This is a genomic window from Marinobacter daepoensis DSM 16072 (assembly GCF_000421165.1).
Lineage (GTDB): Bacteria > Pseudomonadota > Gammaproteobacteria > Pseudomonadales > Oleiphilaceae > Marinobacter > Marinobacter daepoensis.
The window spans coordinates 682751-706593 of sequence record NZ_ATWI01000009.1 but is presented as its reverse complement, the minus strand read 5'-3'; the positions used below and the strand labels follow the sequence as shown (position 1 = coordinate 706593).

The 23843-nt window shown below is 57.2% G+C and carries 19 protein-coding genes; 12 read left to right on the top strand and 7 right to left on the bottom strand.

Going from position 1 to position 23843, the window contains the following annotated elements; translation table 11 throughout:
* The first annotated feature begins 20 nt into the window (after window positions 1–20).
* On the top strand, window positions 21–1874 hold the full coding sequence (locus K325_RS0108780; protein ID WP_029653898.1) for a SurA N-terminal domain-containing protein: 1854 nt from the start codon (window positions 21–23) through the stop codon (window positions 1872–1874).
* A 70-nt stretch (window positions 1875–1944) separates the two neighbouring features.
* On the opposite strand, the gene K325_RS0108775 is transcribed toward K325_RS0108780, so the two are convergent.
* Window positions 1945–2817 (bottom strand): MurR/RpiR family transcriptional regulator, encoded by an 873-nt coding sequence (locus K325_RS0108775; protein WP_029653897.1) that lies wholly within the window; start codon window positions 2815–2817, stop codon window positions 1945–1947.
* A gap of 209 nt (window positions 2818–3026) precedes the next feature.
* Here K325_RS0108775 and zwf point away from each other — a divergent pair, with 209 nt between their 5' ends.
* From zwf to eda, 3 genes are read left to right on the top strand one after another with little or no spacing between them, the layout of a single operon-like run.
* The gene (zwf, locus tag K325_RS0108770; RefSeq protein ID WP_029653896.1) at window positions 3027–4502 is read left to right on the top strand and encodes a glucose-6-phosphate dehydrogenase; all 1476 of its coding nucleotides are present in this window, start codon (window positions 3027–3029) and stop codon (window positions 4500–4502) included.
* The gene (gene pgl / locus K325_RS0108765; RefSeq protein ID WP_029653895.1) at window positions 4489–5208 is read left to right on the top strand and encodes a 6-phosphogluconolactonase; all 720 of its coding nucleotides are present in this window, start codon (window positions 4489–4491) and stop codon (window positions 5206–5208) included. The genes zwf and pgl overlap by 14 nt, the downstream gene beginning before the upstream one ends.
* 52 nt (window positions 5209–5260) lie before the next feature.
* Window positions 5261–5908 carry a bifunctional 4-hydroxy-2-oxoglutarate aldolase/2-dehydro-3-deoxy-phosphogluconate aldolase gene (gene eda, locus K325_RS0108760; RefSeq protein ID WP_029653894.1) on the top strand — a complete coding sequence of 216 codons (648 nt, stop codon included), beginning with the start codon at window positions 5261–5263 and terminating at the stop codon, window positions 5906–5908.
* A gap of 79 nt (window positions 5909–5987) precedes the next feature.
* Here the strand turns inward: eda and pyk are convergent, their stop codons facing one another.
* A complete protein-coding gene (gene pyk, locus K325_RS0108755) occupies window positions 5988–7436 on the bottom strand; it encodes a pyruvate kinase (protein ID WP_029653893.1) in 1449 nt (482 codons plus the stop codon).
* A 277-nt stretch (window positions 7437–7713) separates the two neighbouring features.
* Here pyk and edd point away from each other — a divergent pair, with 277 nt between their 5' ends.
* Genes edd through K325_RS0108740 form a run of 3 tightly spaced genes read left to right on the top strand, consistent with a single transcriptional unit; the run spans window position 7714 to window position 11091 of the window.
* Entirely contained in the window at window positions 7714–9534 is a 1821-nt protein-coding gene (edd, locus tag K325_RS0108750) for a phosphogluconate dehydratase (protein ID WP_029653892.1), read from the top strand.
* Window positions 9531–10496, top strand: coding sequence for a glucokinase (glk, locus tag K325_RS0108745; protein ID WP_029653891.1), 966 nt, complete (start codon window positions 9531–9533; stop codon window positions 10494–10496). Before edd ends, glk begins: the two co-directional genes overlap by 4 nt.
* Window positions 10497–10509: 13 nt before the next feature.
* Window positions 10510–11091 (top strand): uracil-DNA glycosylase family protein, encoded by a 582-nt coding sequence (locus K325_RS0108740; protein ID WP_029653890.1) that lies wholly within the window; start codon window positions 10510–10512, stop codon window positions 11089–11091.
* 7 nt (window positions 11092–11098) lie between these two features.
* Here K325_RS0108740 and glpD read toward each other — a convergent pair whose 3' ends face one another.
* The 5 genes from glpD to K325_RS0108715 all read right to left on the bottom strand — a co-directional run bounded on the left by glpD (window position 11099) and on the right by K325_RS0108715 (window position 18155).
* Entirely contained in the window at window positions 11099–12616 is a 1518-nt protein-coding gene (gene glpD / locus K325_RS0108735; protein ID WP_051146602.1) for a glycerol-3-phosphate dehydrogenase, read from the bottom strand.
* A gap of 85 nt (window positions 12617–12701) precedes the next feature.
* Complete coding sequence (locus K325_RS0108730; protein WP_029653888.1) at window positions 12702–13952, bottom strand: ABC transporter substrate-binding protein; 1251 nt, start codon at window positions 13950–13952, stop codon at window positions 12702–12704.
* A 194-nt stretch (window positions 13953–14146) separates the two neighbouring features.
* Complete coding sequence (locus K325_RS0108725; RefSeq protein WP_029653887.1) at window positions 14147–15862, bottom strand: diguanylate cyclase domain-containing protein; 1716 nt, start codon at window positions 15860–15862, stop codon at window positions 14147–14149.
* 78 nt (window positions 15863–15940) lie between these two features.
* On the bottom strand, window positions 15941–17743 hold the full coding sequence (locus K325_RS0108720; protein WP_029653886.1) for a PHA/PHB synthase family protein: 1803 nt from the start codon (window positions 17741–17743) through the stop codon (window positions 15941–15943).
* A gap of 67 nt (window positions 17744–17810) precedes the next feature.
* Complete coding sequence (locus K325_RS0108715) at window positions 17811–18155, bottom strand: phasin family protein (protein WP_029653885.1); 345 nt, start codon at window positions 18153–18155, stop codon at window positions 17811–17813.
* A 142-nt stretch (window positions 18156–18297) separates the two neighbouring features.
* On the opposite strand from K325_RS0108715, the gene K325_RS0108710 reads away from it, so the two are divergent.
* The 5 genes from K325_RS0108710 (at window position 18298) to K325_RS0108690 (ending at window position 23829) form a co-directional block, all read left to right on the top strand.
* Window positions 18298–18618, top strand: coding sequence for a TraR/DksA family transcriptional regulator (locus K325_RS0108710; RefSeq protein WP_029653884.1), 321 nt, complete (start codon window positions 18298–18300; stop codon window positions 18616–18618).
* Between the two features lie 31 nt (window positions 18619–18649).
* The gene (locus tag K325_RS0108705) at window positions 18650–20113 is read left to right on the top strand and encodes an SLC13 family permease (RefSeq protein ID WP_051146601.1); all 1464 of its coding nucleotides are present in this window, start codon (window positions 18650–18652) and stop codon (window positions 20111–20113) included.
* Between the two features lie 186 nt (window positions 20114–20299).
* Window positions 20300–21100 (top strand): C39 family peptidase, encoded by an 801-nt coding sequence (locus tag K325_RS0108700; RefSeq protein WP_029653882.1) that lies wholly within the window; start codon window positions 20300–20302, stop codon window positions 21098–21100.
* A 53-nt stretch (window positions 21101–21153) separates the two neighbouring features.
* Window positions 21154–22164 carry a hypothetical protein gene (locus K325_RS0108695; protein WP_029653881.1) on the top strand — a complete coding sequence of 337 codons (1011 nt, stop codon included), beginning with the start codon at window positions 21154–21156 and terminating at the stop codon, window positions 22162–22164.
* A 39-nt stretch (window positions 22165–22203) separates the two neighbouring features.
* Window positions 22204–23829, top strand: a complete 1626-nt coding sequence (locus K325_RS0108690; RefSeq protein ID WP_029653880.1) for an OmpP1/FadL family transporter — start codon at window positions 22204–22206, stop codon at window positions 23827–23829.
* Window positions 23830–23843 lie beyond the last annotated feature (14 nt).

Sequence of the window (23843 nt, the reverse complement as noted above, 5' to 3'; positions counted from 1 at the left end):
AACAGGGATTCGAGAACAACATGCTTCAAGATATTCGGGATAACGCCCAGAGTACGATCGCCAAGGTTATCGTTGGCCTTTTGATTATTTCGCTTTCCATCTGGGGAATGGACGCCATTATTGGTGGCTTCACCGGTGAGCCGGAGGTGGCTACGGTTAATGGTCAGGACATCACGGAGCGGGAGTTTCTGCGCACTGTACAGATGGAAAGCCAGCAGCGCCTGATGCAGATGGACAATCCGGATCCGTCCCTGCTGGATGAGGACCAGGTCCGTCGGGATGTACTCGATGCGCTGATCCAGGAAGCCGTGCTCACTCAGGATGCTCGGAGTCAGGGGCTGGAGCTGACCGAAGCAGATATTGATGCGTTGATCAGGCAGATGCCCCAGTTTCAGGTGGATGGTCGATACAGTCCTGAGCGGATGTCTGCAACGTTGCGTAGTCTCGGCATGGGCTCAGCTGAGTTCCGCGCAAGCATGGCCAAGAACTACGTGGTGAATCAGATTCGGGCCACGGTTGCTCAAACCGGCGTCATTGCACCGGAGAATGCGGCACAGTTTCTGGCCATTCAGAATCAGACCCGGGATTTCAGTGTGCTTACCCTCGACGCGGCGAGCGTTCAGGCCGGTGTGGAAATCACCGATGCGGAGGTGCAGGCATACTACGAGAACAATCAGGATCAGTTTCGGCAGCCTGAGAGGGTGGACGCAGCCTACATCACCTTGTCGCGGGGCGTTCTGGCCGAGTCTGTCGAAGTCACGGAGGATGAATTACGCGCATACTACGACGAGCGCGCGGAAGAGTATGCCCGTGAAGAGCGTCGGGCGGCCCATATCCTGATTGAAGCAGGTGGCGACGCAGAGGAAACGCTGAGGGGTCTTAAGCAACGACTGGAAGATGGTGAGTCGTTTGCGGATCTCGCGAAGGAGTATTCGGTTGACACCGGTTCCGCTCAGGAAGGTGGTGACCTGGGTTATGCGGGGCGGGGTGTTTATGATGAAGCTTTTGAAAAGGCCCTGTTTGCGCTTGAGGAAGGTGAGGTATCTGAGCCAGTGGAAACCACCTTTGGCGTTCACCTGATCAAACTTGAGGGCGTTCGCCGGTCGGATGTTCCATCTCTGGAATCCCTGAGGGGTGAATTGCAGACCGAACTTGCCAGAGTCAAAGCCAGTGAGCGGTTTGCAGAAGTGCGTTCCCAGTTGGCCGATGCAGCGTATGCTGCGGATGATCTGGCCGGCCCGGCGGAAGAGCTCGGGCTGGAGATTCGGGTGGTAGAGGGTGTTGCTCAGGAGGGCGGTGCCGCACCGTTTGATCATGCTGGCCTGGTACGCCAGTTGTTTTCTGAAGACGTGCTGCAGGGTGGTTACAACACTGAGCTGATTGATGTGGGTGACAGCGTTTCTGTCGTGGCCCGCGTTCTTGAGCATCATGAGCCCCGTCAGCTCGAGTTGGCGGAGGTCGAACAGGAGATTCGCGATCTGTTGGAAGCCCGGGGAATTCGTGAGGCTCTGAGCGACCGTGCGGACGAGCTGGTGGCCCGGCTTGAGTCAGGTGATGCGATCGACGAACTGGGTGCCGGTGAATGGCAGCAGTTTGAGAACCAGGGGCGCAACGTGGCGGGAATGAGCCCGTTTGTGGTGGAGCGTGTCTTCTCTATGGCTCGTCCGGAGGGCGATACTCCGGAAGTAGGGCGTGCAGTGGGCGCTGAAGAAGCGGCTGTTATTGTTCTGACAAGTGTTAATGAGGGAGAGTTTGATCGGGATGGAGCTGAGTATCAGCAGCTTGTTCGCTTTCTGGCACAGCTTGAAGGGCAGCGTGAGTATGGGGCTTATCAGCAGTATCTGCGCAACACGGCTGAGGTGGAGCGCAATTAATACTGCCTAGTTGTTTAGCCCAGGCACAAAAAAAGCCCCCTTTATGGGGGCTTTTTTTGTGCCTGGGCGATCAGTCTTTCGGGAATCTGGTCGCTTTCAGGCTCTCCTTGATCTTTTTCAGGTGCCCCAGGAAATCGGAGCCCCGTTTGAGGGTTACCCCGGTAGCCAGTACGTCAATCACGGTCAGATGAATGATTCGCGATGACATGGGCATGTAGACTTCGGTGTCCTCCGGTGCTGTCACTCCGACCACCACCGTGCAGAATTCTGCGAGGGGGGATTCCGGGTTAGTGATGCCGATAACAGTGGCGCCGTTCTCACGGGCGACCCGGGCGATGTCGACGCTTTCTTTGGTGCGCCCGGTGTAAGAGATAAGAACGATGACGTCGCCCACCTGTGCTCCGGCCGCTACCATGCGTTGCATCAGAGCATCGTCGTAGGATGTAACCGGAATATTGAACCGGAAAAACTTGTGTTGGGCGTCCAGAGCAACCGAGGCCGAACCGCCCATACCAAAGAAGTGAATCTGCTTGGCCTGGATCAGGTGATCGATCGCGATGGCCAGGGCTTTATGGTCCAGCGACTGTCGGGCCTTGTCGATATTGGCCATGGTGCTGAGCATAATCTTGTCAGCAAATTCTGTTACCGTGTCATCTGGTTCGATATCCTGACCCACGTAGGGAGTGCCCGTTGCGATACTCTGGGCCAGTCGGATCTTGAAATCAGGAAACCCGGTCGCGGAAAACCCTCTGCAGAACCTGTTTACGGTTGGCTCACTGACGTTTGCGGCCCGGGCCAGGGCCGCAATGCTGTATCGTGTTGCGGCGCTGGGGTCTTTAAGGATGGCTTCCGCAACCTTGCGTTCAGATTTATTCAGGTTGTCGAGCCTGGCCTGAATATCTTCCAGCAGATTCTCGTCCCGGTGAGCGTGACTTACCGCCATGGGTGGATACTCCCTGCATCTCTTAGGTGCTAATTGATCTGGAACCGTGCGAGTATACCGGGTTTTGGTGACCTTTGCGGTAGTTAAAGTGTCAAAAACTGCGTCTGTGGTGATGCCTTCCCGGCAGCAGGTCGGTTTTTTGTCTAAGATTACTACCTGTGAATGCGATGAGAAGCGAGCTGCCGCTCTCTTCCTGAACGGAGTTATCGATGTTGAAGAACACCGGCACCCGATGTGATCTCATGTTGTTCGGAGCTTTGGGTGATCTGGCTCGACGCAAGTTGTTCCCCGCGCTTTATCAGCTGGAGCGGGCTGGGTTGCTGGCACCGGGGAGCCGTATTCTGGCGATTGCCCGTACCCGGGCCAATACCCGGGAAATTCGTGAGCGGTTGTTTGAAAAACTCAGGGATCACGTTAAAGCCAGAGACTTTGATGAGGCTGTGGCACGCACCCTACTTGAGAGAGTGGATTACCAGTTGCTGGACTTTACCGACTCTGAGGGGTTCGGTGCGCTGAGGGAGTGGCGGGATGAGCTCCGTAATGAGCTGATTGTTTATATGGCGACACCTCCTTCTATGTACGGGGTCATCGCGAGGAATCTCAAGGCCACACGATGCTGTAACGACAGAACCCGGGTCGTGGTTGAGAAGCCGATCGGGCATGATCTGGCCTCGTCGCAGGTGATCAATGATGAGCTGGGCGAGGTCTATCGCGAGAGCCAGCTGTTCCGGATTGATCATTATCTGGGGAAGGAGACCGTCCAGAACCTGATAGCACTGCGCTTTGCCAACAACCTGTTTGCTTCCCAATGGGATCAGAACCATATATCTCATGTTGAAATTACGGTGGCTGAGAGTGTGGGTATTGAGGGACGCTGGGGGTACTTTGACCAGGCTGGTCAGATTCGGGACATGATTCAGAACCATTTGCTTCAGTTGCTGTGCCTGATTGCGATGGATCCTCCTGCGGACCTCTCTGCCGATAGCATCCGCGATGAAAAGGTGAAGGTTCTCAAAGCGTTGAAGCAGATTACGCCGGACATCATGGAGCGTTATGTGGTGAGGGGGCAATACACCTCCGGTACCAGTGATGGTAAGCCGGTGCCGGGATATCTGGATGAGGAAGGCGCCAACCGGGGCAGCTCGACGGAAACGTTTGTCGCTTTGAAAGCGGAAATTGATAATTGGCGTTGGTCTGGTGTGCCGTTTTATATTCGGACCGGGAAGCGTTTGCCAGAGAAACTCTCGCAGATCATCATCCATTTCAAACCCGCGCCACACTATATTTTTGATCCGGATCAGAAACACCTGGCCAACAACAAGTTGATCATCCGGTTGCAGCCGGATGAGGGCATGGAGCTGAAAATCCTCACGAAGGATCAAGGGCTCGACAAGGGGATGCGCTTACGTCAGGGGCCGCTGGAGCTGACCTTTTCGGAGACATTTGAAGCTGAGCGAATTCCCGATGCCTATGAGCGACTCTTGTGGGAAGTGATGAGGGGGAATCAGTACCTGTTTGTCCGTCGGGATGAGGTTGAGTATGCCTGGCGCTGGGTTGACCAGATTATCGGCAACTGGAAAGACAGCGGTGAGCCCCCGAAACGTTATGCATCAGGTACCTGGGGGCCTGTTGCCTCAATCGCGATGATTACCCGGGATGGACGGAGTTGGTATGAAGATGCCTGACCTGCCGTTGCCAGACGGTGTGAGCCTTCATGTTGACCGCAGTGCGGAACAGGTTGCCCGTGCTCTGGCGGCCCGGGTCGCCGCGGTTCTGGCCCGCAGGTTGGCGCATTCTGCCGGAGCGAGCCTGGTGGTTTCAGGTGGGTCAACGCCATTGCCGTTCTTTCGGGCGCTGTCCGGGCATTCGCTGGACTGGAAGCGTGTGACCGTTCTGTTGGCTGACGAGCGCTGGGTCCCGGAAGACGATGCTGCCAGCAACACCGCTCTGGTAAAACGACACCTTCTGGTTGGAAATGCGGCTGAAGCGCGTTATCTGCCCCTGAAAGTGTCGGCGGAAACCCCGGATCAGGGGCTGAAAGCTGTTCATGAGCAATTGTCTGAACTGGTGTTGCCCTTGGACGTGGTTGTTCTGGGTATGGGGAACGATGGCCATACGGCTTCTCTGTTTCCCGATGCGTCTGAATTGCCGTCAGCCATGGCGCCGGAGAATGACGCATTGGTTGTGGCTATGAGCCCTGCATCGCAGCCGAACCGGCGGATTACCCTGACCAGGTCGGTGTTGGCGCGCGCGCGCTATACCGCTTTGCATCTGCGGGGAGACGATAAGCTGGGAACGCTTCGCGAAGCCTGCTCCGATTTGCCCAATGAGCTTGCGATGCCGGTGCGGGCATTTCTCAAGCCCGGGCTTGAGGTGTTTTGGAGCCCTTGAGTCACTATGCCCAAACAAACGCTTTTACGCCTGATGAATGAGGGAGGCCATCATGAATACATTGTCTGACGCCTATCGTGAGCAGGCGAGTGCGCTTCTGTCTGCCTCAGCGCTGATACCGGTTATTGCCATCCGTAGCCCGGATGACGCCCTCCCGCTTTGTCGGGCGTTGGTGGCCGGTGGTGTTCGGGTGCTGGAGATTACGTTGCGTACCGAGCATGGTCTGCGGGCGATTGAGGCGGTGAGGGAAGCCATCCCCGAAGCCTGGGTCGGAGCCGGTACGGTTACCAGTGTTGCGCAGTATCGACAGGTGGAGTCTGCCGGGGCGCAGTTTGTGATCACGCCGGGTGTGACCGAAGCCATTCTCGAGTACGGTGTGAATGCTCAGGCGCCTTTGCTGCCGGGGGTGTCGACGGCTTCTGAGTTGATGATGGGGTATGCCCTTGGGTACCGGGCGTTCAAGTTCTTTCCTGCCGCTGTGGCTGGCGGTGTGGCTGCGCTCAAGGCCTTCCGGGGGCCATTTCCGGACGTGGTGTTTTGCCCAACCGGAGGTGTTACCCGGCACACAGCCAGCGATTATCTGGCGCTCCCCAACGTTCGTGCGGTGGGTGGGTCCTGGCTGACACCGGCGGAGCTTGTGGCCCGGCGGGACTGGAATGCCGTGTCGGATCTTGTCCGGGGGAGTTTAGCTGATCTCTGACAAACAAAACCCGCCGTTGCGGCGGGCTTGTCAGGTTGGCAGCATGGCTGCTGTTCAGATCGCTGAGGCAAGTCAGACGTTATCGGATGTCGCCGCCCACGCGCACGATTTTCATGGTATTGGTGCCACCCTGGGCATTCACATAATCGCCTTTGGTGATGACGACCAGGTCGCCATCTGCGACAACGCCCTGCCGTTGCAGTTCTGCCACTGCCTCGGCGTTGGTCTGCTCGTTGGCAATCCGCGCCGAGTCAAAAGGAATGGTCTGTACGCCGCGGAACAGGACCACCCGGTGCTGTGTGGAGTGATGGCGTGATAGGGCAAAGATTGGAAGGCTGGATTTGATTCGGGACATCAGTCGGGGGGTTGCCCCGGTTTCGGTCATGCAGATAATCGCCCGGACACCCTCCAGGTGGTTAGCTGCATACATGGCCGACAGAGCGATGGCTTCGTCTACCCGCTCCATGCTTTCGTGAATCCGGTGTTTGGACTGGTGCATGGAGGGATGGCGCTCGGCGCCCAGGCAAATGCGCACCATGGCCTCGACGGCTTCCGTGGGGTAGTCTCCAACGGCTGTTTCCGCCGACAGCATGACAGCGTCGGTATAGTCCATCACCGCGTTGGCAACGTCTGACACTTCCGCGCGCGTCGGCATGGGATTGGTGATCATTGATTCCATCATTTGGGTGGCTGTGATCACGGCCCTGTTCAGTACCCGGGCCCGGGCGATGATGTGTTTCTGCACGGCCACCAGCTCGGCATCGCCGATTTCAACGGCCAGATCACCACGGGCAACCATCACCGCGTCAGACGCCAGGATGACTTCGTCCAGCGCCTGGTCATCATGGGCAAGTTCGGCCCGTTCAATCTTGGCCACGAGGCCGGCCTCGGAGCCCGCCTCGCTCAGCAGTCTGCGAGCGGTGTGCATATCTTCAGCCGTGCGCACAAACGATACCGCGACATAATCCGCACCCAGTCTGGCGGCTGTCACGATGTCCTGTTTGTCTTTCTCGGTCAGGGCTTCTGCTGAAAGGCCGCCACCCCGCTTGTTGAGCCCCTTGTTGTTGGAAAGCGGGCCTCCAATGAGCACCGTAGATGTAATGCTGTTCTGGTCGACGGCGGTCACTTTCATTTCGATACGGCCATCGTCGAGTACGAGGATGTCTCCGTGGGAAACGTCATCAATCAATTGTTCGTAATCAATCCCCACGCGTTCGGCGGTGCCGGCGTTTTTGTCCATACTGGCATCAAGGACAAACGTTTGACCGGCCTCAAGGAAGACCTTGTTTTCTGCGAAGCGGGCAATGCGTAGCTTGGGCCCCTGAAGGTCGGCCAGTATGGCGACGAAGCGTCCTTCGGCGGCGGCCGCCGCTCGAACCTGGTTGGCTCTGGTGGTATGTTCCTGGGCGCTGCCGTGTGAGAAGTTAAGGCGGGTGACATCAACGCCTGCCTTGATAATGGCCGCGAGTGATTCGGGAGTATCTGTTGCGGGGCCAAGTGTGGCGACAATTTTTGTGCGCCTGAGCATAGAGGTGTCCTTTAGGTATGTGTGCGGGCCTCGGGTTGCGCGGGCATGGCCCGGGCCAGCGGTCAGTAGGAAATGGCTATCAGTATCTTAGCAGGCCGTGACTATAGCGTGACAAGGCCACGATGAGCGTATGGCGTGCCGTGATATTAGTGTTGCGGAGTATGATGTAGTAATTTTTACAAAAAAAGAACCCCTTTTGAGTTTTTGGGGCGGGAAAATGATGTGATTATTCTTTCATGGGCAGCGGGGCGCCGCAGCTTCTCAAGGAGGTGATTTGATGCACCCATCGATACAAAAGGTCACTCAGCGAATCGTCGAGCGCAGTCGCCCGACGCGATCGGCCTACCTGGAGCGCATGGCGGATCTGAAACAGCGCTCACCCCAGCGCAGCGCTTTGTCCTGTGGCAATCTGGCCCATGGTATGGCCGCTTGCAGTCAGGGGGACAAAGATACTCTCAAGTTTATGAACAAGGCCAATGTTGCGATTGTGACGGCATACAACGAGATGCTTTCCGCCCATCAGCCGTATGAGACGTTTCCGGACGTCATACGCAAAGCGGCACACGGGATGGGGGCTGTCGCTCAGGTTGCCGGTGGTACACCCGCTATGTGTGATGGTGTGACTCAGGGCCAGCCTGGGATGGAACTGAGCCTGGTTTCCCGGGATACCATTGCCATGAGCACAGCGGTTGCGCTCAGCCATAATATGTTTGATGCCACGGTGTTGCTTGGCATCTGCGACAAGATTGTCCCCGGACTTCTGATCGGAGCTTTGAGTTTCGGGCATTTGCCAGCGATCCTGATACCCGCAGGGCCCATGCGTACCGGGTTGCCCAACAAGGAAAAGCAGCGGGTTCGTCAGCTGTATGCTGAAGGGAAAATTGGCAGAGAGGAACTTCTGGACGCGGAAAGCCGTTCATACCACAGCCCGGGCACCTGCACCTTTTACGGCACCGCCAACAGCAATCAGTTGCTTGTGGAGGTGATGGGGCTGCATGTGCCGGGGGCCGCATTCGTGAACCCGGGCACCGCGCTCAGGGAGGCCCTGACCCAGGCGGCAACAGAGCAGGTCATCCGCTTGTCCAGCACTCATGGAGGCACCGTGGGGCTGGGGGACATGGTAGATGAGAAAGCGATTGTCAATGGGCTGGTGGCGCTGCTGGCAACCGGCGGTTCCACCAATCACACCATCCACTGGATTGCGATTGCACGTGCGGCTGGTGTCATTATTGACTGGGATGATTATTCCGAGCTTTCCGCGGTCGTCCCCTCCATGACCCGGATCTACCCAAACGGACAGGAGGATGTGAATGCCTTCCACGACGCGGGCGGGACGCCTTTCCTGATCCGGGAACTGCTTTCGGGGGGATACCTGCACAATGATGTCCGGACGGTGATGGGGTACGGGCTGGATCAGTACACGCGCATGCCTCAGATCGACGATGGGCGCCTTACCTGGAGCCCGGCAGTGGCGAAAAGTGCCCGGCCGGAGGTGCTCGCCAGTATTTCTGAGCCATTTGCTCCGAATGGCGGGCTGAAAGTTCTGGACGGCAACCTTGGGCGAGGGGTTATCAAAGTGTCTGCGGTGGCGAAAGCGCACCACGTCATCAAGGCGCCAGCGGTGGTGTTCAATGACCAGGATGAGCTCAAAGCGGCTTTCGAGGCGGGGAATCTGGACCGTGATTGTATTGTTGTCGTGCGCTTTCAGGGGCCCAGAGCCAATGGCATGCCCGAGCTGCACAAGCTGACGCCGTATCTGGGGGTGTTGCAGGATAGAGGATACAAGGTCGGGCTGGTTACCGATGGCCGGATGTCAGGCGCCTCGGGCAAAGTACCTGCAGCGATTCACGTTTACCCGGAGGCTCTGGATGGCGGGCCTCTGGCCCGGGTTCAGAATGGCGATCCTCTTGTACTGGATGCCTTGAACGGGGTGCTGCGTGTAGAGCTGCCGGATCACGAACTGTCGGCGCGTTCTCCGGCGAGGGTTGACCACTCAGGAAGCGAGTTCGGGTATGGGCGTGAGCTATTCGGGTGGTTCCGGCGGGCAGCCAGCACCCCGGAAGAAGGTGCAAGTGTGTTCTGGGCGCACGACGCATGAGTACGAAGTGCGCGTCACTGGTTGCTGATATCGGTGGCACTCATGCCCGGTTTGCTCTGGTGGATGAGGAGGGGGGGCAACTGCGGGCCATCGAGGTACTCCCATGCCGGCATTATGACCACCCCGAACAGGCGGTGGCTGACTATCTGGAACGTGTGGGGGTGGATTCGGTGGGGCAGGCATGCCTGGCGGTTGCCTGTCCGGTCCGGGGGGCCAGGGTAAAGATGACCAACAATCCCTGGTGTATTTACCCGAAGCAGCTACAGGAGCAGTTTGGCTGGTCCGCCTGCAAATTAATCAATGACTTCAGCGCGATGGCCCTGGGGACGATCCGTGTACCTGAGGCTTGCCTGGTGCATGTTTGTGGTGGCCCGGGAGATCCCACCAGTCCGCGTTTGGTGATGGGGCCTGGCACGGGGCTTGGGGTTGGCGCTCTGGTGCCAACGCGGAAGGGGTGGGTGCCCCTGGCCACCGAAGGTGGTCATGTGGATTATGCTCCCACCACGGAGTTGGACGTTGAGGTGCATCGCCTTTTGCGGGAGCAGTTTGGGCGGGTATCGGTTGAGCGGATACTGTCCGGGCCAGGGCTGGTTAATTTATATAGGGCTCAGAGTCAGGTGCAACGGGTGAGTGTGCGTTTCTCCACGCCGGAAGAGATCACCTCGGCGGCCTTGAGAGGATCGGATGCGCTGGCGATGGACGCCCTGCAACATTTTTGCGAGATCCTTGGGCGGACAGCCGGTAACGCAGTTCTGACGCAGGGCAGCTATGGTGGAGTCTACCTTTGCGGGGGAATTTTACCGGGCATACTGGATTTCCTGCTGAACAGCCGGTTTCGTGATGGTTTTGAGGACAAAGGGCGGATGCGCTCGCTGATGGAATCTACGCCAGTCTATGTGGTGACAGATGCCTATACCGGGCTGCGGGGTGCGGCCGAAGCACTGCGTAATGACGAAGTGTGAGGGGGGAGGGAAAATGGATCTTCCATTCGACGAGCTGATCCGTCAGGTGCGGGCCTGTCAGATCTGTGTCGGGGTATTACCACATGCCCCCAGGCCTGTCATTCAGCTCAGCGAATCGTCAAAGATTCTGGTTGTCGGGCAGGCTCCGGGCCGCCGTGTTCACGAAACCGGCCTGCCGTTTAATGATCCAAGCGGAGACCGTCTGCGTCAATGGATGGGGGTCAGCCGGGATGTCTTTTACGATGAGCAAAAGCTGGCCATCCTGCCGATGGGGTTCTGTTATCCGGGAACGGGCAAGTCCGGGGACCTCCCTCCCAGGCCGGAGTGCGCACCGGCCTGGCGTCAGCGGCTGCTGGACCAGTTGCGGGATATCCAGCTCACACTTGTGATTGGTCAGTACGCCCATGCCTGGCATCTGCCGGGGGCTCCGCAGGCGGTGACAGATAATGTGCGAAGCTGGCGACAATTCTGGCCTTTCATCATCCCGATGCCTCACCCGAGCCCGAGGAATAATCTCTGGCTTCGCAGGAACCCCTGGTTTGAACAGGATGTGGTGCCTGCACTTCAGGCCCGGGTAGGGGAGGTTCTTGGCTAAGACTGGGTCATTGGCCCATGTAATCCGCCAGTGCCTGGTGTTGCTCCCGGGAAATGTAAAGTCCTTGTTTGGTTCTTCGCCAGAGCAGGTCTTCCGGCGTCATGGCCCATTCATGAGACATGAGATAGTCGACCTCGCGTCTGGACAGTGTTTCGGTGTACCAGTGGCCGAGGTCATCCATACTGTGGCACCCCTCCAGAACCTGATAACTGGCCGTACCATAACTCCGCACGAAACGCTGAATGACGGCACTGTCCAGCCAGGGGTAATCGGTTGCCAGCTCTGTGGCCAGTTGTTCCTGGGTATCAAAATCGCCACCGGGCAGAGCTGCTGTCCGGGTCCACGATCGGCCTGCACCGGGGAAATACAGGCTGACCTGATCGGTGACGGCTTCGGCGAGTTTGCGATACGTGGTGATCTTTCCGCCAAAGACGGAAATCAACGGCGGTTGCCCATCCTGATCGTCAACCTCGAACGCATAGTCCCGCGAGGCGGACTGGGCTGAGCCCCCTTCGTCATCCATTAAGGGACGAACGCCGGAATAGCTCCAGACAACATCGGCGGCGGAGAGTTGACGCTGGAAATACTGGTTGACGATGGAGAGCAGGTATTCGGTCTCCCCGGGCGATATGCTCGCCTGTGACGGGTCGCCGACGTAGTCGACGTCGGTAGTGCCAATCAGCGAGAAACGGTCTTCGTAGGGGATGACGAAGACAATCCGCTCGTCCTGATTCTGGAGAATGTAGGCTTCGGTATCCTGATTGAGCCTGGGCACCACAATGTGACTGCCTTTGACCATGCGGATCTGCTTTGGGGCTGGCATGGCCAGGCTGTCACCGAACAGACTGCTGACCCACGGGCCGGTAGCATTGACAATCACTTTAGCCCGTACGTTGTATTGCCGGTCCCGACCGCGGTCGTGAAGCACTGCGTGCCACTTGCCGTCGCGACGTTCGGCGTGTACGCACCGGGTTCGGGTGAGGATTGAGGCGCCTTTCTCAGCCGCTTTACGAGCTGACAGAACGACCAGGCGGGCATCGTCCACCCACCCATCCGAGTACTCGAACCCCCGGGTGATATCTGGTTTTAGCGGCGATTCCTGGCCAAAGGTAATTGAGCGAGAGCCGGGGAGCAATTCGCGCTTGGCGAGATGGTCGTACAGGAACAACCCGGTTCGGATCATCCAGGCTGGCCGAAGGTGGGGCTGATGGGGAAGTCGGAAGCGCATCGGCCACATAATGTGGGGGGCGTTCCGAAGCAAGGCTTCACGCTCTCCAAGCGCTTCCCGGACCAGGCGGAATTCATAATGCTCCAGATACCGCAGGCCGCCATGGATCAGTTTGCTGCTGCTGGAGGACGTGGCGGAGGCCAGGTCGTTCATCTCACAGAGAACCACCCGCAGCCCCCGGCCTGCGGCATCCATGGCAATGCCTGCTCCGTTTACACCGCCTCCCACCACCAGAAGATCGCATTGTTCTGGTGGAAGGGGGGCTGTACCTGTAACCAGTCCGTTGTGATTGACCACTGGCAGAATACTCCTGATCGTCGCCGGTAAATCCGAATACCCGGTCGATTATCAGGAAACTGCCATGAATGGTAAAGCGGTCCGCTCAAAGACGGGGGGGCTTGCCCGCTTCCTGTCGACGTTGCTCCCATTCTGCGCGGGTTTGTGCAGCGTCATCTCCCGGGAGAAAGTCGATGATTTCAAAATAGTCGGAACTGAACTCGTCAGCGACCACGGTCTCCCGGGGTTTGATTCGAACCACGTATACGGTCTGAACATTCTGGTGATCGAAGGCCCGCCAGTATTGTTCATCCTTGAGCAGGCTGTAGCGGTGGTCTTCAAGCTCCCTGATGACAGCGTTTGTGTTGGTGGTTCCTGCTCGTTCAACGGCTTCTTTATATTGGTAAACGATGCTGTAGGCGGATGCCGCTGAAGATGACGGCCTCATCTCGTAGCGGTCTGAAAAGGCTTCAACAAACGCCTTGCCGCGCGGGTAGTTATTCTCGTAGGGCAGGTTCCATACCCATGGAGCTGCCCCGACAACTCCTTCCATGATGCTTGGACCTACCTGACGGGCCATGCCCAGAGTCAGATTCGGAACGACAATCTGCATGCTCTGGGTCAGCCCCATTTCGTGGGCAATGTTGAGGGCGCGGACCATGTCATCACCAAAGAGAACCAGCATCAGCACTTTGGCTTCACTGGCCTGGGCTTGCTCCAGAGCCGAACGGAAGTCTGAAATCAGGGCTCTCGGGAACGGGGTTTTTACCCCGGCGTGCTGATTTTTATCCCCGGTGTTGGAGAATTTGCGTACCGATTCCTCGACAGACCAGCCCCAGGTATAGTCGGACGTAATGTAGAAAAACTTCTCGTCGGCGTGGTGACGGTTCAGGTATTGGCTGAGGGCTTTGGCGGTCATCCAGGCGTTGGTGGACTCCCGGAACATGTAACGGTGTCCTTCGCTGCCTGTGGTGGCGTTGGAATACGTCAGTGTGCCGAAGTAAAGCCGGTCACGATCCCGGGCTGCTTTGCCAGAGGCGATAGCGACGGCACTGGAAACCCCACCAAAGACCATGCGAACCCGCTCTCGGTCAATCAGTTCAGCGGTGTTTTTGGCGCCCTGTTCGGGCTCGCCCCGAGTGTTTCGGATAACCAGCTCAAGCGGTTGGCCCATCACGCCGCCTGCCTGGTTGATCTCATCAACCGCCAGGTACGCACCAAGCCGCTGTTGCAACCCCTGGTCCTTGTAACGTCCGGTTTGTGGGTAGTTGAGTCCGAGTTTCAGCGCTTCGGCAGACACCATGGCGCTGCCAGTCAGCAGGATCATTGCTGAGAGCAGGAGTGTTCTGAGCTTCATTGCGGTTGGCCTCCAGAATAGGTATTCCCGGTATTCGGGTTGTTTTTGTTTTTCGTTTGCATAATGAACCAGTTTCCGCCTGAGTCCGCGAGCCAACAATGGGACTAAAGTGGAATTTGACGTAACAATTTGTAGGGTGTGATCCCGGTCAGGAAAGGTAAGCGCAGGCAACCTGGATTCTCAGATTGTCGTGCTCACACACGTTCGATCGCCTCGGGGTTGAACAGATGGTAGTGGTTACGTCCATTCCGTTTGGCCCGGTACATGGCGACATCGGCACCGTTGATCAATTCCTGAACGGTGGTGCCGTCTGCGGGGTAGAGGCTGATGCCGATGCTGGCACCAATCGTGATGCTATTGCCCTGAACCTGATAGGGTGACTGGTTAACGGCAATCAGGCGATTCGCAACGAGGGTTACAGCGGCCAACTGTTCCACTTCCGGAAGCAACACGATGAACTCGTCGCCACCCAGTCGTGCCAGGGTATCGTCCTCGCGCAGGCAGCTCTTCATTCTGTCTGTAAACTGAAGGAGCAGGTCATCTCCGATCGCATGACCGAGGGTATCATTTACTTCCTTGAAGCGGTCCAGATCCAGAAACATAACAGCCAGCAGCATCTCTTTGCGGTGGGCGTGGCGGATGGCGTGATCCAGGCGATCCTCCAGCAGTCTGCGATTTGGCACGCCAGTCAGAGCGTCGTAATAGGCGAGCTGCCGGATCTGCTCTTCGTTCTTGCGGTTCTGGGTTATGTCGGTAAACAGCCCCGCGTAATGGCTGGTTTTACCATTGTCGTCGGTAATGGTAAGCAGTTCGAGATAGACCTCTCCGGTCTTGCGTCGGTTCCAGATTTCGCCACGCCAGTATCCATGCGCCTGCAATGAGTGCCACATGCGCTTGTAGAAGTCATGATCATGGCGACCCGAAGACAGCAGTTCCGGTGAGCGTCCAATCACCTCCTCCGGTGCGTAGCCAGTCAACTGGGTGAAGGCCGGGTTGACGAATTCAATGCGCACGTCCTTGTCGGTCACCATGATGCCTTCAAACGATGATTCAATGACTCTTTCTGCAAGTTGCAGGGTGCGCCGGGACTTGGCGAGGGCCCTGTCCCGTTGTTCCAGAGCTTCCCGGAGGTCGTCCAGATACATCTGCTCAGCGCCTGCGAGCATATCGTGGTAGCCAATCAGCCCGGTGACTTCGCCCAGAGGATTGACAACCGCCAGATGCCGTATACGGTTGTTGATCAATTGGTCCCGAGCGTAGATCAGCGGGTCGTCTTCGTTGACGGTCAGCAAGGGGCGTGTGGCAAGTTCTCTGACCAGCGTATTGCTGGTGCGGCGGGCAATGAACCGGACCATGTCGCGTTCGGTGAGTATTCCAAGGCCGTCTTCCTGGCAGTCAACGACCACAGCGTCAGCCGGGTAGCGGTGCATGTAGCTTGCCACCTCTGCCAGCGACTGATCGCCTCGGACCATCAGTGGTGGGCGGGGAATGGCAGCCCTGACTTCGCGCAGGCGGAGATAGGGTTCCAGCCCCTGATTCAGTGCCAGATCCGTCTGAGAGAGGATGCCGACGGGTTGCCCCTCGGCGTTGGTGACCAGAAAGTGTCGCTTACCGGTATCGCGTAAACGAACGGCCGCTTCACCCGCATCCAGAGTATCGGGCAGTGACAGAACGGGGGAGCTCATGACCATGCTCACCGGTTGCCGGAACTTGGCAGGATCGGCAAAGTCGATGGCCAGGGCATCGTGTTCCGTCCATATCCCGACAACCTGCCCCCGGTCGGCAATCAGAATGGAGCTGACGGAGTTTTCCGACATTCGCGCAGCGGCATCTGCGACGCTGGTTTCGGGTTCACACTGAAGCAGAACGCCGGTGTGCATGATGCGTGATATCGGAAGCGGTTGCCCCATCGGCACTCCTGTCGATTGTGATCGGTTGCCGGATGACGGCACAGAATAAATGAATGACCGATCATCTTTTGGTGTAGTTTAGCAACGACCGGCTTCCGCTGCCTTGATTTTCACATAGCTGCCAGGTGCTTCTTCAATAACCTCAAGATTATGGTCGCCGGGTATACGCGGCTTGACCTGTTCTCCCTCGTGTGTGGCCAGCCAGCGGCGCCAGTGTGGCCACCAGGAGCCAGGATGGTGTTCAGCCTGGTCGAACCAGGCATCAGGCTCGTTAGCTGGCTGGTCATTGGTCCAGTAGCCGTACTTCTCTTTGTAAGGCGGGTTGATGACGCCGGCTATGTGGCCGGAGCCAGACAGAACAAAGCGCACGTCGCCTCCGTACACACTGGCACCCTTGTAGGTGGTTTTCCACTTCGCTATATGATCCTGTCTTGCCGACAAAAAGAACGATGGCACGGTTATCTGTGACAGATTGATGGATTCGCCTGCGATGGTTAGCGCATCCGGTTCCACCAGACGGTTGTGCAGATACATTTCCCGGAGGTAGTAACTGTGCATACGAGCGGGCAGGTTGGTGCCGTCCGTATTCCAGTAAAGCAGATCAAAGGCCTTGGGTTTCAGGCCCTTGAGATAATTGTTGGTCCAGTAGGACCAGAACAGATCGTTTTCCCTTAACAGGTTGAATGTAAATGCCATGGCTCGTCCGTCGAGGTAGCCTTTCCTCGCCATGGTTCGCTCGATACCGCGGATGGAATGATCGTTGATGAACACCCCGATGCCGCCGGGGTCGGAAAAGTCGAGCAGGGTGGTGAGGTAGGTGGTGCTTGTAAACGGCTGGCGTTTTCTCTTTTCGAGCCACGCCATGGTGGTTCCCAGCAGGGTGCCGCCGATGCAATAACCGATGGCGTTCATCTGTTGCTCGCCGGTTGCTTCGGTCACCGCGTCGGCAGCGGCCAGAGGGCCCAGCATCATATAGTCATCCCAGCCTTTGTCCCGCTGTGCCGGGCCGGGGTTACGCCAGGACACGACAAAAACGGTCTGGCCCTGATCCACCAGCCAGCGAATGAAGGAGTTACGCTCGGTCAGGTCCAGGATGTAGAACTTGTTGATCCAGGGGGGAACAATCAGTACTGGTCGCCTGGCGACGGTGTCGGTTGTCGGGTTGTACTGGATAAGCTGCATCAGTTCGTTCTGATACACCACTTGGCCTGGGGTGGTTGCCAGATTGACACCGACCTCGAAAGCCGATCGGTCGGTCATGCCGACATTGAACAGGTTGGGGTTCTGGCGTACATCTTCCGCGAGGTTTCGGGCGCCATCCACCAGATTCATGCCTTTGCGTTCCCAGGTGATCCTCAGGACTTCCGGGTTTGTTAACGGGTAGTTGGACGGAGAGAGTGCACTGGTGAGCTGGCGGGCATAGAACAGCAACTGGTCCCGGCCAGGCCCCGGTAACCCTTCCATCCCTTCAACCCAGTTGAGAAATGCCCTTGAGTTGATCAGGTACGCTTGCTGGAGCACATCGAAAGATAGGTGTTTGTGCCAGTCTTCGGCCAGAAACCGGCGGTCGTCTGGGTCTGGCACGGCAATGGGGTCGGTGGGTTTCCCTGAAAGTCTGATGAAGGTATAGCGTGCCAGCCCCAGATGTTTCCGGGTCAGGTCCAGTTCCGCGCTGACAAACCTCAGGGGATGGAGGAACAGGTCTTCCGCCATGGCCCGGTAAGCGTCCGAGATTTCACTCAGGGTGGATATTTTGGTGTCGTCTATCAGCCCGGTGTCGCCCAGCCATTTCTCAAGTTGCTGCTGGCCCTGACGAACGTTTGTTTCGAAACGGTTGACGAGCTGACTTGCCGTTTTGCTGATGAACTCCAGACCAAACATGGGAAACTCCTGTTTCTCAATGAAAATGGCCGGAATGAAACACTCCGGCCATTGTGGTTATGCTCCGTCAGGCTTTGGGTTCCGGGCCTGTGGGTGCTTTTTCATCTGTGGAGTCAGCAGGGTTCTGCTCAAAAACACTTTGTACCTGGGTGCGGGTTTCCGTGAAGTAGTCCTGCCAGGCTTTCCAGTCTGTCGTGAACTGTTCGCTCAGGGACTTCAGCGTCTCGGCCTGTTCCGTGGTCAGCTTTTTCAGCCCTTCAATATCACGGACTTCTGAGGCTTTCCTGGCTTGATCCATGGCGACATCGGCATAGCGACGAAAGGCATCCATCTGCATTTCGGCGGCTTTGCTGAACTGGCTAAACAGTGTTTCATTCAGGCGATTGGCTTTTTCGATCAGATCCTGATTCATTTTTACAGCTCCTTTGTTTTGGGTGTCCGAGTTCTCAGTTTAGTTCACCTCCGGTGACATGATTTTGACAGGCGTCAAGCCCGGCTCTGTGAGATCTCTTAGTCTATAGTGAGTAAGTGTGGTCGATGTGAGGGGGAAGGCAATGGCAAATCGGCAGTCAGAACTTGAGACGTTGAAGGCAGATCTGGAATCGCGCCTTGTCCGCTACCGGGCACACCAGCGCCGGGAAGCCGGGGCTCTGGAAAAAGACTTTGAGGAGCAGGCAACGCAGACCCAGAACGACGAAGTCGTGGATTCTCTGGAGCAGGAAGCCCGCGTGGAACTTCGGCAGATTGATCACGCTCTGGAGCGGATTGCTCAGGGTGTTGGAGACGAGTGTGAGCGTTGTGGCTGCGAGATTGATCCCCGGCGCCTTCAGGTGTTGCCCTACACTACCGTGTGTGTCGATTGTGCCGAAGACTGATGGTTTTCATCCCTGAGGCCAGAGTGAACGGATGAGCACGCCATACGAAGAACACAACCCCCGGCCCGGGTTGCCGAGAAGCCAGATTGCAGGGCTGGTATTGGGTGCCTGTTTTCTGCTGGCGACCGTCGTACTGCCTGCTCCGGGTGGCATGGCACAGGAAGCCTGGGGGGCCCTCGGCCTGATGTTGCTGATGGCAACCTGGTGGTCTACCGAGGCGATCCCCATCCCGGCGACGGCCTTGCTGCCGATAGTGCTGGTGCCGGCTCTTGGTCTTGGCAGCATCGGGCAGGCAACATCCCCTTACGCCAACCCCATTATTTTTCTGTTTCTAGGTGGTTTCACGCTGGGGCTGGCGATGCAGCGCTGGAATCTGCATCGGCGTATTGCGCTCGTGACCCTGAGGGCGATGGGAGACCGGCCAAAACGGCAGATTGCGGGCTTTATGCTGGCGACCGCCTTCTTGAGTATGTGGGTAAGCAACACCGCAACGACCATCATGATGCTCCCGATTGGACTTTCGGTGGTGGCAATGATGGACGGTTCCCGTCCAGAGGCTGTGCGGCGCTATGCCACGGCCTTGCTGCTTGCGATCGCCTATTCGGCCAGTATCGGCGGAATCGCGACTCTGATCGGTACTCCGCCCAATGCACTGCTGGCCGCTTATCTCAGTGAAAATCAGGGCGTATCGGTGGGGTTTGCCCAGTGGATGATTCTTGGGGTGCCGGTGACTGTGGTCATGCTAACGTTGACCTGGTGGTGGTTGACCCGTAAGGATTTTGGTCTTGATGAGGTGGCCGATAGCGGCCAGATGATTCGTGAGGAGCTGGCGAAACTCGGGCCCATGACCCGGGGCGAGAAACTGGTTGCTGTGGTGTTTCTGGCCACTGCGGTGGCGTGGGTCGCCCGTCCGCTGGTGTCCGGGGCTCTGATGCCGTGGTTGAGTGATACCGGTATTGCCATTGCGGCGGCAATCGCCATGTTCCTGATCCCGGTCGACACCCGCACCCGTACCTTTATTCTGGACTGGGATTCTGCCAACAAACTGCCCTGGGGGGTGTTGCTGTTATTTGGCGGCGGGCTGGCCATGGCCGGGGTTATCAGCAGTTCCGGGCTGGCAGGCTGGATCGCCAGTAGCCTGGGAGTTGCCGGAGCATTGCCGACGTTGATGATGATGGTCATTGTTGCCACTGTCATCATTTTCCTGACAGAAGTCACCAGCAATACCGCGACGGCCGCGGCTTTTCTTCCGCTGCTGGGGGCGCTGGCGATGGCCCAGGGCGTATCACCACTCCTGTTGACGGTGCCCGCCGCCATTGCCGCCAGTTGTGCGTTTATGATGCCGGTGGCGACGCCACCGAATGCGATTGTCTTTTCCAGTGGCCACATGCAGATCTCTGAGATGATTCGGGCGGGATTCGCCCTGAACCTGATGGGCATTGCCGTGGTTACCCTGATTACTTACGCACTCCTCGGGCTGGTGTTTACGCTCTGACCGGTCTGCCTTTCTCGCTGTTTTTTACAGCCTTGAACCAGTTCTCAAACCCGGTCCCACAGGCCCCCTCTGCAGCGACAGATTTGAGGCACAGTTATCTTTAAGCCCGCCATGATTTCGGTATCGTACGGTAACAACATGTAACCCGATAAGTTGCACGCCTAATAAAAACAGGGACTTTCCAAAATGCTGCTGGTGTTGGCCGGATCCATTCTCACGTTCACCATGGTGCAGGAAGCCACGGAAGTGGAGCCGTTTGATCGGGGCACGATTGTTCTGGAGCAAAAAGTAGATTCCAGCCCTGTAGAGCTGCGATGGGATACCCGCGTTGAACCTCTGGTAGAACAGAATTTCCGCAATATTGTTCGTCAGGCCTATGACTACAGCTGCGGCAGCGCTGCACTGACCACCGTCCTCAACTTTTACGTTGGCCGGTCACTGACAGAGCGTCAGGTGATGGAAGGCCTGCTTCATTACGGTGAAAGTGAGCGCATTGTCCAGCGTCGGGCATTTTCGATGCTTGATATGAAACGGCTGGTCACCGCGCTCGGGTATCCCTCCGGCGGTTTCAAGGCGGCTATTGAAGATCTCATGGAGCTGGACCATCCCGCGATCGTGCCCATTGACCATGCTGGTTTCAAGCACTTTGTCGTGCTGAGAAGCATCCGGGACGGTCGTGTTTATCTGGCCGACCCGGCTGTGGGCAATATTTCCTTTACGGTGGCCCAGTTCGAGGAGAAATGGGACGACAACGTTCTGTTCATCGTTTTTCCCGGGAGCGACAAGCCCCTGGATAACCTTGAGCTGAAAGAAGAAGACCTGCGCTTTGTTGATGACCAGACAATGACGTTGCTCGCCATGCAGCAGATACCGGCATTTCATGAGTCGACAGAACGCCGCATCCAGAACTTGCTGGAACGCCAGAAGAATAATCCGGACGGTAGCGTGGAGAACACGCGCAAACAGCTTCATTACCGTCGTCATTAATTTTCCGGGCAGGTGTCCGGCAGGAATAAAACCAATAAAAGTAGGGAGTCAGGATGAATCGTTGGTTTGTGCGAGGTTTTATCCTTGTTTCCTCAGCGGGTGTGCTTCCGGGCATGGCCATCGCTCAGGAAGGAAACGTTGATCAGGCGCGGGAAGCGCTGGCGCGTCAGGAAGGAGATGAGGATTCCACAAAGCAGCTTGAGGAGGTGTTCCAGGCTGCTGAAAAAAACTACTCACTGCAAAAGAAAGGCTCGCACTCCCTGAACTACTCGTTTGATTACTCCTATACGGGGGATCAGCGTCTGGACCTGGCGATCTCGAACGGCTCGGTCCGGAATCTGGATGTGGTTCCTACCGCTACCCACAATTTTACCAACGCATTCTCATACGACTATGGCCTCCTTGATAACCTGACGATTGGCACGCGCGTCCCTCTGGTGGTGAAATATGACACTCAGGACGAGCTGAACGTCTACGATTTTGGCGATGTGTCCTTTACGGGCCGCTGGCAGCCCTTTGCCTATGTACCCGGGAAGGTCTCGACCACCTTCTTCGGAACCTTCAACACGAAGACCGGTGTCAGCCCCTACGAAATTGATATTAACGAGCAGTTGTCGACCGGCAGCGGTTACTACTCGTTCGGGGGCGGTGTCAGCATGTCTAAAGTGCTCGACCCGGTTGTGGTATTCGGGTCGGTAAGCGCAACCTATAATCTGACCGCCGATGGCCTGGAACAGGTTCGGGGTGCGCGTCTGCTCGAAGAGGTGGATCCGGGGTTTGGCCTGTCGGGGTCTGTCGGTTTTGCTTACTCCCTTTCCTACGATATCTCACTCAGCATTTCCGGCCAGCTCAGTTACAGCGATGAGACGGTCCTGACCTTCTCTAACGGTGACCAGGCTGTGGCGCAGGACCAGATGACCGGTTTTCTGAGCTTGTCCCTGGGGACACGCCTGAGCGATCTGACCATCGTGAACACCAGTCTGGGGATCGGTCTGACGGAGGATGCGCCGGACTTCTCCCTGGGTATATCCCTGCCCATTAATTTCTCTGGCCTCAAAGAGTGATCGGCTTCGAGGACGTTTCAAGGGAAGGGGAAGGATTTCATGGGACAAGCTAGCCACAAGCGACATATGTTGGCCGTGCTCATCGCAGCAGGGATGTCCTGCGGTGCCCAGGCACAGATGACGCAGAACCTGACGTTGCACCCCAAGGCTTTGGCGTTGGGTAATGCTGTGACTGCCGACCCTCCAGGGTTGATGGCGATTCATTATAATCCAGCCGGCCTGACCAAACTGGATGGGCGCCAGCTGGAGGTCAACCTGCTGAGTATCTATCTGGATATCGATGCTGACTTCTATGCAGATGACGATTACGAGATTTTCGGGATCAGCGGGTTGGAGAAAGACCCGTTAACTGGCAAGCAGCGCGACCCGGTGGCCAACAGCAGCAGCCACACCAACAATGTGGCGCTGTACGTGCCGGGTTATGGCATCCTGAGGCTGCCTCCGGGGCCGGCGGTTGCGCCTTCTGCCGGCATCAGCATCAAATCTCCCGGGTCGAAACTGACCTTTGCCAATGCGTTTTACCTGCCGATGGCCGCCGGCTTTTATCGGGATAAAAATGATCCAGGGCGCTATCAGCCCCAGGCTGCGACCCTGCAGAGAACAACCTACCTGTCCCCGACTGTCGGTTATGAAATCAACGACGAGTGGTCCGTGGGTGCCGGGATTCACCTCTCTCACTTCGGGTTTGCCGCCGACCAGTACATGAGGGCGCCCAACATGCTGATGGGTGTGGCGGAAGTGCTGCAGGAGGCTTTCAACTGTGAAAGCGGGGACGAGCCCCTGCAGCCCTGGCTGGCTCTGTGCGGGGGAAATGTTGGCCCCTGGGATGATATTGGAGCGATGAACCTCAACCTTCAGGAAACCATCTCTCCGACTTATGCCCTGGGGGTGATGTGGGAGCCAACCGACTGGTTTCGCTGGGGTGCCAGCTATACCTCTGAAGCCGACATGAACCTTAAAGGCCAGTTTGAGATTCAGTATACCGACGACTGGTCCGGGTTCTGGCAAAGCGTGAATGGGTCGATTCTCGGGGCTATTACCTCCGCCATTCTCAGCCTGCCATCGGGGGCGCCGCGAGAGGCTGGAAACGTCAGTATGGATCTCGTTTATCCGCAGCACTTTCAAACCGGCATCAGCGTGGATGTTCATCCCAAACTGACGCTGAACGCGGACGTCGGATGGACGGACTTCTCCCAGTGGGACGCGTTTAATTTCCAGTTTGACCGGAACCTCGAATTTCTGAACGCTGCCCGTATTCTGTCGCCGGACAACGCCACTTCAGACACTCTGCGTTTGCCGCTTGGTTTCAAAAGCCAATGGAACTGGGCGTTTGGTATGGAGTTTCACGCGTCGTCCCGCCTGGATCTCCGGGCCGGGGTGGAAATTCGTGACTCGGTGATTCCGGACGACCAGAGATCGATCATGGCGCCCTTTGGCGGGGCCAATCTGTACAGTATTGGTATGGGGTATCGGTGGGACAAGGACACTGAAATCGACATGAACCTTTCGTATCTGCAATCCGTGGAAACGATTCCTGCGAACACCAGTTGCAACGTGAACTGTGCCAACATCACCAACATCATCTATAACCCCTATGCCGACCTCACCGTCAAAACGTCCTTGCGAGTGGTGATGGCCGGTCTGAGTTTCCGGACCAAATTCTGAGTCAGCCAAAGGGG